Genomic DNA, 15,210 nt, shown 5'->3' with positions numbered 1-15,210 from the left:
AGGACATGTCCCGCAATTCTTATTATCAGCAGAGCTCTGACATTCAGGCCGCAGGTGGTCTGGTCCCGATGGTTATCGAGCAGTCCGCCCGTGGCGAGCGTGCCTACGACATCTACTCGCGCCTCCTCAAGGAGCGAGTGATCTTCCTGATTGGCCCGGTAGAGGACTACATGGCCAACCTGGTTGCGGCACAGCTGCTTTTCCTTGAAGCCGAAAACCCGGACAAGGACATCCATCTGTACATCAACTCGCCAGGTGGTTCGGTGACCGCCGGCATGTCGATCTACGACACCATGCAGTTCATCAAGCCTGATGTTTCCACCATTTGCATCGGCCAGGCATGCAGCATGGGCGCATTCCTGCTTGCAGGTGGAGCAGCTGGCAAGCGTCACTGCCTGCCGAACTCGCGCATGATGATCCACCAACCGCTCGGCGGTTTCCAAGGCCAGGCGTCGGATATCGACATCCATGCCAAGGAAATCCTGCACATCCGTTCGCGCCTGAACTCGCTGCTGGCCCACCACACTGGCCAGAGCCTGGAAACCATTGAGCGTGACACCGAGCGCGACAACTTCATGAGCGCCGAGCGCGCGGCGGAGTACGGCCTGATCGACTCCGTGATCAACAAGCGTCAAATGCCCGCCTAAGCAACTTGAATGTAGGTGGCTGGTTTGACCGGCCGCCTGCGGACTTGAAAAAGCCCGCAATTGCCTTCATCTTGTGTTGCAAGCCTATCGGATTTGGATCGATCGAATGACTGACACCCGCAACGGCGAGGACAACGGCAAACTGCTTTATTGCTCCTTCTGTGGCAAAAGCCAGCATGAAGTACGCAAATTGATTGCCGGCCCCTCGGTCTTTATCTGCGACGAGTGCGTCGACCTGTGCAATGACATCATCCGTGAGGAGGTGCAGGAGGCACAGGCCGAGAGCAGCGCGCATAAATTGCCTTCGCCTAAAGAAATCAGCGGCATCCTTGATCAGTATGTGATTGGTCAGGAGCGTGCGAAGAAGGTTCTGGCGGTAGCGGTGTACAACCACTACAAGCGCCTGAATCAGCGTGACAAGAAAAGTGACGATGTCGAGCTCGGCAAGAGCAACATCTTGCTGATCGGCCCTACAGGTTCGGGTAAAACACTGTTGGCCGAAACCCTGGCGCGCCTGTTGAACGTGCCTTTCACCATTGCCGACGCTACCACCCTGACCGAAGCCGGCTACGTGGGTGAGGACGTCGAGAACATCATTCAGAAGCTGCTGCAGAAGTGCGACTACGATGTGGAAAAAGCCCAGATGGGCATTGTCTACATCGACGAAATCGACAAGATTTCCCGCAAGTCCGACAACCCTTCGATTACTCGGGATGTTTCCGGCGAAGGTGTGCAGCAGGCGTTGTTGAAGCTGATCGAAGGCACGGTTGCCTCGGTTCCGCCCCAAGGTGGCCGCAAGCATCCCCAGCAGGAGTTCCTGCAGGTCGACACCCGCAACATCCTGTTCATCTGTGGTGGTGCGTTCTCCGGCTTGGAGAAGGTCATCCAGAACCGCTCCACTCGCGGCGGCATCGGCTTCAACGCCGAAGTTCGCAGCAAGGAAGAGGGCAAGAAGGTTGGCGAGTCCCTGCGTGAAGTCGAGCCTGATGATCTGGTCAAGTTCGGCCTGATTCCAGAGTTCGTGGGCCGCCTGCCGGTCCTGGCAACCCTGGACGAGCTGGATGAAGCTGCGCTGATCCAGATTCTCACCGAACCGAAGAACGCCTTGACCAAGCAATACGGCAAGCTGTTCGAGATGGAAGGTGTCGACCTGGAGTTCCGTGCCGACGCACTGAAGGCCGTGGCCAAGCGGGCTCTGGAACGCAAGACTGGCGCCCGTGGTCTGCGCTCGATTCTCGAAGGCGTACTGCTCGACACTATGTACGAGATCCCCTCGCAGTCCGAGGTGAGTAAAGTAGTGATCGACGAAAGCGTTATTGAAGGCAAGTCCCAGCCACTGTTCATCTATGAAAACAGTGAGCCGGCTGCCAAGGCAGCTCCCGACGCGTAAGCTTCGGGCTGTTTGAGTGAAAGAAAAAGAAGGGGCCTTCGGGCCCCTTTGTTTTTAGCGTCTTTGAAACGCTGTCTTTGAGCTTGTTTTTTTTTCAGGCAGCCCCCATCTTGGTTTCACGCTTACTTCCACCTGTTTACGGCCGTATGGCCGCCGTAGAGGCGAAATCATGAAGACAACCATCGAATTGCCTCTCCTGCCATTGCGTGATGTCGTGGTTTATCCGCACATGGTTATCCCGCTGTTCGTGGGGCGCGAGAAGTCGATCGAAGCCCTCGAGGCAGCGATGACGGGCGACAAGCAGATTCTGCTGCTGGCACAGAGAAACCCTGCTGATGACGATCCCGGTGAGGATGCGCTCTATCGCGTAGGTACCATTGCGACTGTGCTGCAGTTGCTCAAATTGCCCGATGGCACCGTCAAGGTGCTGGTCGAGGGTGAGCAGCGCGGCGCTGTCGAACGCTTCAGCGAAGTGGACGGCCACTGCCGTGCCGAAGTCGCCCTGATTGATGAGGTCGAAGCCCCCGACCGCGAGTCGGAAGTTTTCGTCCGCAGCTTGCTGTCCCAGTTCGAGCAATATGTACAGCTGGGCAAGAAGGTACCTGCCGAGGTTCTTTCTTCCCTCAACAGTATCGATGAGCCCAGCCGCCTGGTGGATACCATGGCGGCACACATGGCGCTGAAGATCGAGCAGAAGCAGGAAATCCTCGAGATCATCGACCTGTCCGCACGGGTCGAGCATGTCCTGGCCCTGCTGGATGCCGAGATCGATCTGCTGCAAGTGGAAAAGCGCATCCGTGGCCGCGTCAAGAAGCAGATGGAGCGCAGCCAGCGCGAGTACTACCTGAATGAGCAGATGAAAGCCATTCAGAAAGAGCTGGGCGACGGTGACGAAGGCCACAACGAAATCGAAGAGCTGAAGAAGCGCATCGATGCCGCCGGACTGCCGAAGGACGCCATGGCCAAGGCCCAGGCGGAGCTGAACAAGCTCAAGCAGATGTCGCCGATGTCCGCCGAGGCCACTGTGGTTCGCTCCTACATCGACTGGCTGGTGCAGGTGCCGTGGAAGGCCCAGAGCAAGGTGCGCCTGGACCTGGCGCGTGCCGAGGACATCCTCGATGCCGACCACTACGGCCTGGAAGAGGTCAAGGAACGGATCCTCGAATACCTCGCCGTGCAGAAGCGCGTGAAGAAGATTCGTGGCCCGGTACTGTGCCTGGTGGGCCCGCCCGGGGTCGGCAAGACCTCCCTGGCGGAATCGATCGCCAACGCCACCAACCGCAAGTTCGTGCGCATGGCCCTGGGTGGTGTGCGTGACGAAGCGGAAATTCGTGGGCATCGTCGGACCTACATCGGTTCGATGCCGGGAAGATTGATTCAAAAGATGACCAAGGTTGGCGTGCGCAACCCACTGTTCCTGCTCGATGAAATCGACAAGATGGGTAGCGACATGCGCGGCGATCCTGCGTCGGCACTGCTCGAGGTACTGGACCCCGAACAGAACCACAATTTCAACGATCACTACCTGGAGGTCGACTACGACCTGTCCGATGTGATGTTCCTCTGCACCTCCAACTCGATGAACATTCCACCGGCCCTGCTGGATCGGATGGAAGTGATTCGCCTGCCCGGCTACACCGAGGACGAGAAGATCAACATCGCGGTCAAGTACCTTGCGCCCAAGCAGATCCAGGCCAACGGCCTGAAGAAGGGCGAGCTGGAATTCGATCCGGCGGCGATCCGCGACATCATCCGCTACTACACCCGCGAAGCCGGTGTGCGCGGCCTGGAGCGCCAGATCGCCAAGGTCTGCCGCAAGGCGGTGAAGGAACATGCGATGGAAAAACGCTTCTCGGTGAAGGTCACTTCCGACCTGCTGGAGCATTTCCTCGGCGTGCGCAAATTCCGCTATGGCCTGGCCGAACAGCAGGACCAGATCGGCCAGGTGACCGGCCTGGCGTGGACCCAGGTGGGTGGTGAGCTGTTGACCATCGAGGCGGCCGTGGTGCCAGGCAAGGGGCAACTGATCAAGACCGGTTCCCTGGGCGATGTCATGGTCGAATCGATCACTGCAGCGCAGACCGTAGTGCGCAGCCGTGCCAAGAGCCTGGGCATTCCGCTGGATTTCCACGAGAAGCGCGACACCCATATCCACATGCCCGAAGGCGCAACCCCGAAAGACGGTCCAAGCGCGGGCATCGGCATGTGCACGGCACTGGTTTCGGCCCTGACCGGCATTCCGGTACGAGCCGATGTAGCGATGACTGGTGAGATCACTCTGCGTGGTCAGGTATTGGCTATCGGTGGTTTGAAAGAGAAACTACTGGCGGCTCATCGGGGCGGAATCAAGACCGTGATCATTCCTGAAGAGAACGTTCGCGATTTGAAAGAAATTCCTGACAATATCAAGCAGGATCTGCAGATCAAACCAGTTAAATGGATTGACGAAGTCCTGCAAATTGCGCTGCAATACGCGCCGGAGCCCTTGCCGGATGTGGCTCCCGAGATAGTTGCAAAGGACGAAAAACGCGAGTCTGACTCTAAGGAAAGAATTAGCACGCATTAGTACGCATTAGCCTGGGGGGCTTCCTTGACAGCTTTTTAGAGCCCTTGTTATAAAGCGGCTCTTAAATGCCTGTAGGCCATTCAGCACTCGTTTTTGCTTTCACCAAAAAACTTAGAATCATACTCATAGATATATAAGGGGACTTAGAGTGAACAAGTCGGAACTGATTGATGCTATCGCTGCATCTGCTGATCTCCCGAAAGCTGCTGCTGGCCGTGCGCTGGATGCAGTGATCGAATCCGTTACTGGCGCTCTGAAGGCCGGTGACTCTGTTGTGCTGGTTGGTTTCGGTACTTTCTCGGTAACTGATCGTCCAGCTCGTGTTGGTCGTAACCCACAGACCGGCAAGACTCTGGAAATCGCTGCTGCTAAAAAGCCAGGTTTCAAAGCCGGTAAAGCTCTGAAAGAAGCGGTCAACTAAGTTTCTTCAGGGCCTTTGCCCATCCGGGTCGGGGTCATGCCTGATCTGGCAGCGGGGCGCCAGTCGACCGGTGCTACCGGTTCACGTCGAGAGTCGCAGGTTCAGCTCTTGTCCGCTCCGCCAGTTACGAGAAGGCGCATCCTCGGATGCGCCTTTCTTCTATCCGGACTCTACCCACGCTCCACGGTTGCTTGAACAGAAGTACAGCCGTTTCTGGGGGACGCATGCTGCAGAATATCAGGGACAATTCACAAGGCTGGATTGCCAAAACCATAATCGGGGTCATCGTCGCGTTGATGGCGTTGACCGGTTTCGATGCCATTTTCAACGCGACTAGCCATAAACAGGATGCGGCCAAGGTCAACGGCGAGGAGATCACTCAGAACGAGTTGAGCCAGGCCGTCGACATGCAACGCCGCCAGCTGATGCAGCAATTGGGCAAGGACTTCGATGCCTCCCTGCTCGACGAGAAGATGCTGCGTGAAGCGGCCCTGAAAGGGTTGATCGACCGCAAGTTGCTGCTGCAAGGTGCCCAGGACTCCAAGTTCGCCTTCTCCGAAGGTGCCCTGGACCAGGTGATCCTGCAAACGCCGGAATTCCAGGTTGAAGGCAAGTTCAGCCCCGAGCGTTTCGACCAGGTCATTCGCCAGTTGGGCTACAGCCGCATGCAGTTCCGGCAGATGCTCAGCCAGGAAATGCTCATTGGCCAGGTCCGCGCCGGCCTGGCTGGCAGCGGTTTCGTCACCGACGCCCAGGTGCTGGCTTTCGCCCGTCTGGAGAAGCAGACCCGCGACTTCGCTTCCCTGACCGTCAAGGCCGATCCGGCAGCCATCAAGCTGACCGATGACGAGGTCAAGGCCTATTACGACCAGCACGCCAAGGAGTTCATGACTCCTGACCAAGTGGTGATCGACTACATCGAGCTGAAGAAAGCCGCGTTCTTCGATCAGGTCAGCGTCAAGGACGAAGACCTGCAAGCGCTCTATCAGAAAGAGATCGGCAACCTGGCCGAGCAGCGCCGTGCCGCGCACATCCTGATCGAAGTCAACGACAAGGTCGATGAAGCCCAGGCCAAGGCCAAGATCGAAGACATCCAGGCTCGCCTGGCCAAGGGCGAGAAGTTCGAGGCGCTGGCCAAGGAGTTCTCCCAGGATCCAGGTTCGGCCAACAACGGCGGTGACTTGGGTTACGCCGGCCCCGGTGTCTACGATCCAGCCTTCGAGAAAGCGCTGTATGCGCTGAACAAGGACCAGGTCTCCGCCCCGGTACGCAGTGATTTCGGTTTCCACCTGATCAAGCTGCTCGGTGTCGAAGCGCCTGAAGTGCCAAGCTTCGCCAGCCTCAAGGACAAGTTGACCCGCGAGCTGAAGGCGCAACAGGTCGAACAGCGTTTCGTGGATGCCACCAAGCAGCTGGAAGACTCGTCGTTCGAAGCCTCCGACCTGGCCCAGCCGGCCCAGGACTTGAAGCTCACCGTGCATACCTCCGCGCCGTTCGGCCGTGAGGGTGGCGACGGTATTGCGGCCAACCGCGCGGTGATCCAGGCGGCTTTCAGTACCGAAGTCCTCGACGAGGGTGCCAACAGCGGTGCCATCGAATTGGATCCGGAAACCGTCGTGGTACTGCGTGCCAAGGAGCACCGCAAGCCCGAGCAACTGCCCCTGGACAGCGTAGCCAGTTCCATTCGCACGCAATTGGCCAAGGAGCACGCCAGTGCTGCGGCCAAGACCAAGGCTGAAGAACTGATCGCCAGCCTGCGTGATGGCAAGGTTGCGCTGAGCAAGCCGGTGGACGGCCAGGACTGGAAAGTGGCGAAAGCCGTTACCCGTGGCCAGGAAGGTATCGATCCGACCGTGCTGCAGGCACTGTTCCGCATGAGCAAGCCTGAGTCCAAGGACAAGCCGAGCTTCACCAGCGTGACCCTGCCTAACGGCAACCTGCTGGTGCTGCAGCTCAACGCGGTCAATGAAGCCGCGGCGCCGACCGAGGAAGAGAAGGCCCAGTACCGCCGCTTCCTGGCCTCGCGCGTAGGCCAGCAAGACTTTGCGGCCTATCGCAAGCAGTTGGAAAACCAGGCGGATATCAAGCGTTACTGATGCCTGTTTCCCTGTGTTGAAAAGACCCCGGCCAAAAGCCGGGGTCTTTTTTTGCGGGGCTGATCCCTATCCGTGAGCGGTTAGCGGTAAACCGCAAACCCTTGGTGCTTCGCGCCAATCGCTACCAGCAGGGCCATCAGCAGCAGGCCGCCGATCACCCAGGGAAAGCTGGTCACCCCCGGCCCCTGGAGCAGCATTGCGCCGCCCAGGCCGCCCCGGGCGATCGCCAGGTTCCACAAGGTCACCAGCATCGATTGTGCGGTGTCGGCATGTTCGCCAGCAGATTTGGCCAGCGCGGTCTGCAACAGGGTGGGAATACCTCCGAATGAAAGCCCCCAGATCACCGTCGCGGCATAGATCGTCGTCGGTCCCTGGGGAAGCAGCCCCAGCAGCAGGGTCGAGGCGATGAACAGCAGGCAACTGACCAGCACCAGTGCCCTTAGCCAGCGATCGATCAGCAACCCGATCGCCCAGATACTCAGCAGGGCGGCCAGGCCGAATACCAGCAGCACACGTTCGATCTGTCCGCCAAGGCCGACGGGTTCAAGAAAGGGCGCAATGTAGGTGTAGAGAATGTTGTGGCCCAACACATAGGTGAAGGTCACGAACAACACCGGCCTGACGCCTGGTAATGCCAGGACCCGACGCAGGGGAAGGCGTTTCTGGGGGCGTAGCCCCGGGAAGTCCGGCACCTGCCGGAGTACCCAGACGACCAACCCCAGGGTCAGTAGCGTCATGATGGCGAAACTCATGCGCCAACCCACCATGTTGCCGAGCAAGGTCCCCGCCGGAATACCGATGGACAACGCGACAGGCGCACCGAGCATGGCCATGGCGATCGCCCGTCCCTGCAAGTGAGGCGCCACCATGCGACTGGCGTAGCCGGCGAGCAGGGCCCAGAGCAAACCGGCGAAGACCCCAGCGCAGAATCGGGCGACCAGGGTCAGGCTGTAGTCGCTGGAAAGAGCGGTGATGCTGTTGACGATGGCGAACCCGCCAATGGCGATCAGCAACAGGGGGCGCCGTCGCCAACTTTGAGTCAGGGTCACCAGGGGAATTGCCGCCAGTAGCGAACCCAGGGCATACAGGGTGACCAGTTGCCCGATCAGAGGCGGCGAGACCTCAAGGCCCCGGCTCATTTGTGGCAGTAATCCGGCCGGCATGGCTTCGGTCAACAGGGTGATGAAGCCTGCACTCGCCAGGGCCAGAAGGCCGCCGACGGGAAGGCGTTCAGACGTTTCAGTGACAGGGGGCAGCAGCTCGCAGGCATCGACTGGGTGATTCATGGAAGGCTCCATGGTGAAAAGGGAGATACAGGGTAGGGCGCTGTCTATCAGGGAAAAATAGGCTAAGGTTCCGAACTTATCGGACATCCAAGTCCTTAATTCCGGAGTCGACAATGGATTGGTTGGGCAGTATCCCGGTGTTCATGCAGGTGGCGGAGACTCGCAGCTTCACCGAGGCCGGGCGCCTCCTGGGGGTGTCGTCCTCGGCCGTGGGCAAAAGCATTGCGCGCTTGGAGGAGCGGCTGGAAACCCGCCTCTTTCATCGCACCACTCGCAGTATCAGCCTTACCGCCGAAGGGGCGGGGCTCCTTGAGCGTTGCCGCCGGATTGCCGCCGAGGTCGAGCTGGCGCAATTCCAGTTATGCGATTCGGCCAGTGCCCCCGTGGGCAAACTGCGGATCAGCGCGCCCCAGGCCCATAGCCTGTTGATGCCGGTGCTGGCGGAGTTCATGTTGCGCTATCCGCAGATCGAGCTGGATGTCGACCTGTCCGACCGTATGGTGGACGTAGTGGAAGAGGGCTTCGATCTGGTGGTACGCACCGGCAACCCCAAGGATTCACGCTTGTTGGCCCGTCAGGTGGGGCGTTTCCGCATGGTGTTGGTGGGCAGCCCCGGCTACTTCCAGGCCCGCGGGCTGCCCCAGTCGCCCCAGGAGCTGCATGAGCACGCCTGCCTGCGGCACATCTTCCATCACACCGGCAAGCTTGAGGCCTGGCCATTCAAGCCTCGGCTCCACCAGCCTGAACCGCTGTTGCCGACTCGCTTGACCAGCAGCTCCACCGAAGCACTGGAGCAAGCAGCCCGCAGCGGCCTGGGCATTGCCTGCTTGCCGGACTTCATGGTGCGTTCCGCCATCGAGCGCCAAGAGCTGCAGGTGGTACTCGACGAATACCTGGAATTCAACGGCACCTTCTGGTTGCTGTGGCCGTCGAGCCGGCATGCCGCTGCGAAGCTGCGAGTACTGATCGAACATTTGAGCGAACGACTTTTTCCGGTAAACAGTGGTCAGTAACCTTGCGTGAGATCAACGCCATCAATTAGCCGAACTGCGCGATGCTGATCTGTAGCACAATACGCGCCGAAGCGTTTTCCTCAGGATTCTCGATGTTTAGATCATTTCACCTGCGCTCGGCCGCCGGGGTATTGCTGTTGTCCGCGGTCGCCGGTTGTTCATCGCACAAGACGGCCATCTACGAGCATGAAAGCTTCGACGATTCGGGTACGTTCTCGCGCAACTATGCGGTCAGCGAGACGGCATCCTGTGAAGCTGCGCGGCGCGCACTGCTGAGCCAGGGCTACATCATCACCAGCAACGATCCGAAGCTGGTCAGTGGTCACAAGAGCTTCCAGCAGACCGGCGAGACCCACCTGGAAATCAGCTTCAACATTGTCTGCGCCAAGGACGGGACCGGCGGTCGTCGCTCGACGGTGTTCGCCAACGCCCTGCAGGACCGCTATGCCCTGAAGAAGCTGAACAACTCGGCGAGTCTCGGGGTCGGGGTCCTGGGGTCGGTATCGATGCCGATCGGCTCCACCGACGATTCGATGGTCAAGGTGGCCAGCGAGACGGTGTCGTCCGCCAAGTTCTATGAGCGCTACTTTGCCCTGTTGGAGTTGTTCCTGCCTGAGGAAACCAAGGCTGCCACCCATGTCGAGGACAAGCCCAAGGCCGATCTCGGGGTCCCTGAGAACAAGCCGGACAGCCAGGCCCAGCCCCCGGCCAAGGCAGAGCCCCAGCCTGCACCTGCTCCGCTGGCGTTGCCTTTGCCGGCCCCAAGTACCCCGGTGACCCCGGTTGCCGAGCCTGAGCCAAGCATGTCGCAGCCCGTGGTGCCCCCGGTGCAGGCGGCTCCGATAGTTCCGGTTCCAGCAAGCGAGCCAACGCCGGCAAGCGATGTGCTCGCTCCAGCGCCCGTCATTACCCCCCCTCCCGCCAGTACGCTGCCACCGCCCTCCGAGCCGATCCAGGCATTGCCGCGCTGAGGCGCCACGGCGATGGCGGTCCACCGCCATCGCAGCTTCCGGTCGCCCGGGCCTGGCTTTTCCAGCAGATACGTCCTTTGTCGACAGCGTCGCCGCTTGCCGCTCAAGCGGGCGATGGCGGCTGCCCGCTAAATTTTTCATGGGTCGTTACGTTTCAATGACAGAAATCTTGACCTAGGGGGTAGTATTTTTCCTGTCATCCCGGCAACTTATGCTGACCCTGGCGGCTAACGAGCGCAGGTCCATTCAATCAACGGAAAAGGAGTCTCCATGGACGATTACCAAGAAGAGCTGCTGGAGTACCAGGCTTTCGAGCTGGATCCTCTGGAACCCGCAGACGATGCCACCGAGCTGTAAGGCCGGTGGCTTTTTTTTAGCCGAACTGGCGGTGGCTGCGACGAAACTCCCCCGGAGTCTGGCCGTTCCAGCGCTTGAAGGCCCGCTGAAATGCCTCGGCTGAGGCGAACCCCAACAGATAGGCAATCTCGCCGAACGCCAGTTCGGTGTCGCGGATGTAAGTCATGGCCAGGTCGCGCCGGGTGTCGTTGAGAATCGCCCGGAACTGCGTACCTTCCTCGGCCAGCTTGCGGCGCAAGGTCCAGGTCGGCAGCTTCAGGCGCGCCGCCACTTCCTCCAGGTCCGGCTCCCGGCCACCGTTGAGCAAAGGTCCGAGCAACTGAATGATGCGTTCGCGCAGGCTGCGGGTGCGGGTCAGTTGCTCCAGTTCCCTTTCGCACAACAGCAGCAGGTGGCGCCAGGTACTCGGGCAGTGCTCGGGGTTGCGCAGGGCCAGGCTGGCCTGGTCCAGGCGCAGTTGGTTGTGCTCGGCGCCGAAGTGCACCGTAGCAGGGCCGAGCAGGGCATAGGCTTCGTGGTAGTCGGGCTGTTGGAACTCGATGTCGATCCGTTGCGCATGCAGCGCTTGCCCGGCCAGGTTGGACAACTGCTGCAACCAGCCGGAGATGATCGAGTCCACCACGAAACGGTTGTAGGCGTTGTATGGGCTGATGGAGTAGAAGCGCAGCCAGGCGCCGTCGGCGTCCTCGCAGAAGCTCGATTGACCGCGATAGTTGGAGCCGTACAGGGCTTCGAAGCGCGTCAGGCAGCGTGCCGCTTCACGCACGGTGGGCGCCTGGGCGGCGGTGACACCGGCCAGGCCCGCCTGGCTCAGGCGGCTGAGGCGGCCCATGCGCAGCCCCAGGGCTGGATCGCCGGTGAGCTGGATCGCCCCGTGGCCCAGGCGCATGTAGCGCGGGATCGACAGGCGCGCCCCGGCTTCGGCCAGGCGCGCGCTGTCCAATCCGTACTGCTCCAGCAGGGGAACAGGGTCCTGGCCATGGCTGCGGACCGCATCCGCCAGGCTATGGACGAAACCCACCGACAGGTCGCCCAGGCGCATCGGTGCGCTTCTCAAGGATCTACAGCCAGAGATTCAGCAGACGGGCGCCACGGCTGCCATCGTCGGCGAAGGTCTGGCCAGCGCTGCTCAGGAAGCTCTGGCCACTGGTGCCCAGGTCCCAGAACTGGCCACGCAGGAATACGCTGGCACCGCCGCTGGCCAGGCTCCGGGAGGTGCGGCTGGTGAGGGTCAGGTGCTGCCAGGCAGTGCCCTCGCTGGTATTCGGCGCGAGGGCTTCGAGGGCTGCGCTGTGGTCGCCGCGCCAAGGCTGCTCCCAGTGGCCCTTGCCCATGATGAAGGCCGGTACAGCCACCAGCTGTGCCTGCTGTGCGTCGAGCTTGCGGTAGTTCTGCGGATACCAGCTATCGCTGCCGATCAGTACCCCGAGACGTCCGGCCGGGGTTTCGAAGACCTGCGGCGCTGCCTCGGCATCGCCCTGGATATAGCCGCTCTCGGAGAGGCTGGGATAGATCTGGCGCTGCGGCTGGCCAATGGGCTGGCCATCGCTGCCGAACACCAGGGCGCTGTTGTACAGGGCGCCAGTACCCACCTGCAGGCTGCCCTGGTTGACGCTGGGGTCGGGAAGCACGATGGAGCCGGCCACCAGGGTCACCTGGAATTCCCGGGCCAGGCCGCCAAACAGCTCCTGGTAATCCCTGGCCATCTGCTGGGCTTTCATCCGCAGATGGGCGTCGTCCAGCCGGCTGGTGCCCTTGGCGGCAGCCAGGGCCTTGACGAACAGCAGCGGGTTGCTCACCGCCAGCCAGTTCATGGCTTCCTTCAAGGTGGTGGACTGGTACAACTCGTTCTTCTCGCCACTGACCATCAGCCAGGTACCGATATGTTCCGGCAGCACGACGATGGTCTTGGCATTCACCAGGCCGCGCTCACGAGCCTGCTGCAGGTAAGCCGCGAGCTTACGGTGCAGGCGCGCGCTGCTCTGGTAGTCAGTGGGAAACAGCTCCGGCTGGATCGCCAGCAGGTTGCCGTGGTCGGCGGGCACGCCATGGTCCACCGCCAGCGTGATGCGCAGGTCCGACAGGTAGTGCGCCCCCGGGCGGTCGCGGGTCCAGGCTCCATAGCTGCTGATGGCGGCGACCAGGGCCAGGGCGAGGATGATGTACAGAAGTTTGCGCATGGGAAAACAGTCGACAACCGTGTGCAGGATTCGTCGCCTAGGGTAGGGCGGCGACCGGCGCTTGCCAAGGGCCGCTGTACGTTTGGATCAATAACTTGTCAGTTACGGTCATTGAGCCTACAGCGGGTGTGCTTTTAGTCTGTGCCGCACTACCGACGGAAGCCGCAGAGCTTCCGCACCTACCGTGATAGCCCGATCTGGAGTGACGCCATGGCTGCTGCCCCGTACCCGCATTTGCTGGCCCCCCTCGACCTGGGGTTCACCACCCTGCGCAACCGGACCCTGATGGGCTCCATGCACACCGGCCTGGAAGAAAAGCCTGGCGGCTTCGAGCGCATGGCGGCGTATTTTGCCGAGCGCGCCCGTGGCGGCGTGGGCCTGATGGTCACCGGCGGCATCGGCCCCAACGATGAAGGTGGGGTGTATTCCGGAGCGGCCAAGCTGACTACCGAAGAAGAGGCGCAGAAGCACCTGATCGTCACCCGCGCGGTGCACGAGGCCGGTGGCAAGATCTGCATGCAGATCCTGCACGCCGGGCGTTACGCCTACAGCCCCAAGCAGGTCGCGCCGAGCGCCATCCAGGCGCCGATCAACCCGTTCAAGCCCAAGGAGCTGGACGAGGAGGGCATCGAGAAGCAGATCCGCGACTTCGTCACCTGCTCGACCCTGGCCCAGAAGGCCGAATACGACGGCGTCGAGATCATGGGGTCCGAGGGTTACTTCATCAACCAGTTCCTCGCCGCCCATACCAACCACCGTACCGACCGCTGGGGCGGCAGCTACGAGAACCGCATGCGCCTGCCGCTGGAGATCGTGCGTCGGGTGCGTGAGGCGGTAGGCCCGAACTTCATCATCATCTTCCGCTTGTCGATGCTCGACCTGGTGGAAGGCGGCAGCACCTGGGAAGAGATCGTGCAACTGGCCCAGGCCATCGAAAAGGCCGGCGCCACCATCATCAACACCGGCATCGGCTGGCACGAGGCGCGCATCCCGACCATCGCCACCAAGGTGCCGCGCGCCGCGTTCAGCAAGGTCACGGCCAAGCTGCGGGGTTCGGTGGGCATCCCGCTGATCACCACCAACCGCCTCAATACCCCGGAAGTGGCCGAGCAGATCCTGGCCGAGGGCGATGCCGACATGGTGTCCATGGCCCGGCCGTTCCTGGCCGATCCGGACTTCGTCAACAAGGCCGCCGCCGGCCGTGCCGACGAGATCAATACCTGCATCGGCTGCAACCAGGCGTGCCTGGACCACACCTTCGGCGGCAAGCTGACCAGCTGCCTGGTCAACCCCCGTGCCTGCCACGAAACCGAGCTGAACTACCTGCCGGTCCAGCAGATCAAGAAGATCGCCGTGGTCGGTGCCGGCCCGGCCGGTCTGTCCGCCGCCACCGTGGCCGCCGAGCGTGGGCACCAGGTGACCCTGTTCGATTCGGCCAGCGAGATCGGTGGCCAGTTCAATATCGCCAAGCGCGTACCGGGCAAGGAAGAGTTCTACGAGACCCTGCGCTACTTCAAGCGCAAGCTGCAGACCAGCCACGTCGAGCTGTGCCTGGATACAAGGGTGGATGTCGAGCAACTGGTCGCCGGCGGGTTCGATGAAATCATCCTCGCCACCGGTATCGCGCCACGGGTGCCGACGATTCCCGGGGTGGAACACGCCAAGGTCCTGAGCTACCTGGACGTGCTGCTCGAGCGCAAGCCGGTGGGGCAGAAGGTGGCGGTGATCGGTGCTGGCGGCATCGGCTTCGACGTCTGCGAGTTCCTCGTGCACCAGGGCGTGGCTACCAGCCAGGATCGCGAGGCGTTCTGGAAGGAGTGGGGCATCGATACCCGCTTGCAGGCTCGTGGCGGCATCGCCGGGATCAAGGCCGAACCCCATGCTCCGGCGCGCCAGGTGTTCCTGCTGCAGCGCAAGAAGAGCAAGGTCGGCGACGGCCTGGGCAAGACCACCGGCTGGATCCATCGCACTGGCTTGAAGAACAAGCAGGTGCAGATGCTCAACAGCGTCGAGTACCTGAAGATCGACGACGCCGGCCTGCATATCCGCATTGGCGAAGCGGGCGAGCCCCAGGTGCTGCCGGTGGACAACGTGGTGATCTGCGCCGGCCAGGACCCGCTGCGCGAATTGCACGATGGCCTGGTGGCCGCTGGGCAGAACGTGCATCTGATCGGTGGCGCCGACGTGGCGGCCGAGCTGGATGCCAAGCGCGCCATCAACCAGGGTTCGCGCCTGGCCGCGGAACTCTGATCCCTCCGGCTTCGGCAGCGGCCCTGTAGCCCC

11 protein-coding genes are annotated in these 15,210 nt (G+C 61.4%); 8 read left to right on the top strand and 3 right to left on the bottom strand.

The window, feature by feature from the left end; genetic code table 11:
* The first annotated feature begins 5 nt into the window (after positions 1–5).
* From clpP to AC3WK8_RS13870, 5 genes are all read left to right on the top strand, one after another.
* Positions 6–647 carry an ATP-dependent Clp endopeptidase proteolytic subunit ClpP gene (gene clpP / locus AC3WK8_RS13890; protein ID WP_016965272.1) on the top strand — a complete coding sequence of 214 codons (642 nt, stop codon included), beginning with the start codon at positions 6–8 and terminating at the stop codon, positions 645–647.
* A 106-nt stretch (positions 648–753) separates the two neighbouring features.
* Positions 754–2,037, top strand: a complete 1,284-nt coding sequence (gene clpX / locus AC3WK8_RS13885; protein ID WP_085598439.1) for an ATP-dependent Clp protease ATP-binding subunit ClpX — start codon at positions 754–756, stop codon at positions 2,035–2,037.
* Between the two features lie 169 nt (positions 2,038–2,206).
* On the top strand, positions 2,207–4,603 hold the full coding sequence (gene lon / locus AC3WK8_RS13880) for an endopeptidase La (protein ID WP_053136738.1): 2,397 nt from the start codon (positions 2,207–2,209) through the stop codon (positions 4,601–4,603).
* 148 nt (positions 4,604–4,751) lie between these two features.
* Positions 4,752–5,024, top strand: coding sequence for an HU family DNA-binding protein (locus tag AC3WK8_RS13875; protein ID WP_022639715.1), 273 nt, complete (start codon positions 4,752–4,754; stop codon positions 5,022–5,024).
* Between the two features lie 224 nt (positions 5,025–5,248).
* On the top strand, positions 5,249–7,120 hold the full coding sequence (locus AC3WK8_RS13870; protein ID WP_103326807.1) for a SurA N-terminal domain-containing protein: 1,872 nt from the start codon (positions 5,249–5,251) through the stop codon (positions 7,118–7,120).
* Between the two features lie 80 nt (positions 7,121–7,200).
* Here AC3WK8_RS13870 and AC3WK8_RS13865 read toward each other — a convergent pair whose 3' ends face one another.
* The gene (locus tag AC3WK8_RS13865; protein WP_103326805.1) at positions 7,201–8,406 is read right to left on the bottom strand and encodes an MFS transporter; all 1,206 of its coding nucleotides are present in this window, start codon (positions 8,404–8,406) and stop codon (positions 7,201–7,203) included.
* Positions 8,407–8,519: 113 nt separating this feature from the next.
* Here AC3WK8_RS13865 and AC3WK8_RS13860 point away from each other — a divergent pair, with 113 nt between their 5' ends.
* A complete protein-coding gene (locus AC3WK8_RS13860; protein ID WP_068582967.1) occupies positions 8,520–9,419 on the top strand; it encodes a LysR family transcriptional regulator in 900 nt (299 codons plus the stop codon).
* A 92-nt stretch (positions 9,420–9,511) separates the two neighbouring features.
* Positions 9,512–10,390 carry a DUF2242 domain-containing protein gene (locus AC3WK8_RS13855; protein WP_068582970.1) on the top strand — a complete coding sequence of 293 codons (879 nt, stop codon included), beginning with the start codon at positions 9,512–9,514 and terminating at the stop codon, positions 10,388–10,390.
* A gap of 373 nt (positions 10,391–10,763) precedes the next feature.
* Here AC3WK8_RS13855 and AC3WK8_RS13850 read toward each other — a convergent pair whose 3' ends face one another.
* Together AC3WK8_RS13850 and AC3WK8_RS13845 are read right to left on the bottom strand one after the other, a co-directional pair.
* A complete protein-coding gene (locus tag AC3WK8_RS13850; protein ID WP_085598453.1) occupies positions 10,764–11,804 on the bottom strand; it encodes an AraC family transcriptional regulator in 1,041 nt (346 codons plus the stop codon).
* Between the two features lie 4 nt (positions 11,805–11,808).
* Positions 11,809–12,927, bottom strand: a complete 1,119-nt coding sequence (locus AC3WK8_RS13845; RefSeq protein ID WP_103326803.1) for a carbon-nitrogen hydrolase family protein — start codon at positions 12,925–12,927, stop codon at positions 11,809–11,811.
* A gap of 210 nt (positions 12,928–13,137) precedes the next feature.
* Between AC3WK8_RS13845 and AC3WK8_RS13840 the strand changes: the two genes are divergently transcribed.
* Positions 13,138–15,177: an oxidoreductase gene (locus tag AC3WK8_RS13840; RefSeq protein ID WP_103326802.1), complete on the top strand. Its 2,040-nt coding sequence runs from the start codon at positions 13,138–13,140 to the stop codon at positions 15,175–15,177.
* Positions 15,178–15,210 lie beyond the last annotated feature (33 nt).

The organism is Pseudomonas sp. FW507-12TSA (assembly GCF_058781435.1).
Note: the sequence above shows the minus strand (reverse complement) of the source record. Positions and strands in the feature narration are given on the sequence as shown.

Excerpts from the sequence above, each read along its gene's own strand:
- AC3WK8_RS13840 (WP_103326802.1), top strand. The coding sequence starts at position 13,138 with ATGGCTGCTGCCCCGTACCCGCATTTGCTGGCCCCCCTCGACCTGGGG.
- AC3WK8_RS13870 (WP_103326807.1), top strand. The coding sequence starts at position 5,249 with ATGCTGCAGAATATCAGGGACAATTCACAAGGCTGGATTGCCAAAACC.
- lon (WP_053136738.1), top strand. The coding sequence starts at position 2,207 with ATGAAGACAACCATCGAATTGCCTCTCCTGCCATTGCGTGATGTCGTG.
- AC3WK8_RS13860 (WP_068582967.1), top strand. The coding sequence starts at position 8,520 with ATGGATTGGTTGGGCAGTATCCCGGTGTTCATGCAGGTGGCGGAGACT.
- AC3WK8_RS13845 (WP_103326803.1), bottom strand. The coding sequence starts at position 12,927 with ATGCGCAAACTTCTGTACATCATCCTCGCCCTGGCCCTGGTCGCCGCC.
- AC3WK8_RS13855 (WP_068582970.1), top strand. The coding sequence starts at position 9,512 with ATGTTTAGATCATTTCACCTGCGCTCGGCCGCCGGGGTATTGCTGTTG.
- AC3WK8_RS13865 (WP_103326805.1), bottom strand. The coding sequence starts at position 8,406 with ATGAATCACCCAGTCGATGCCTGCGAGCTGCTGCCCCCTGTCACTGAA.
- clpP (WP_016965272.1), top strand. The coding sequence starts at position 6 with ATGTCCCGCAATTCTTATTATCAGCAGAGCTCTGACATTCAGGCCGCA.
- clpX (WP_085598439.1), top strand. The coding sequence starts at position 754 with ATGACTGACACCCGCAACGGCGAGGACAACGGCAAACTGCTTTATTGC.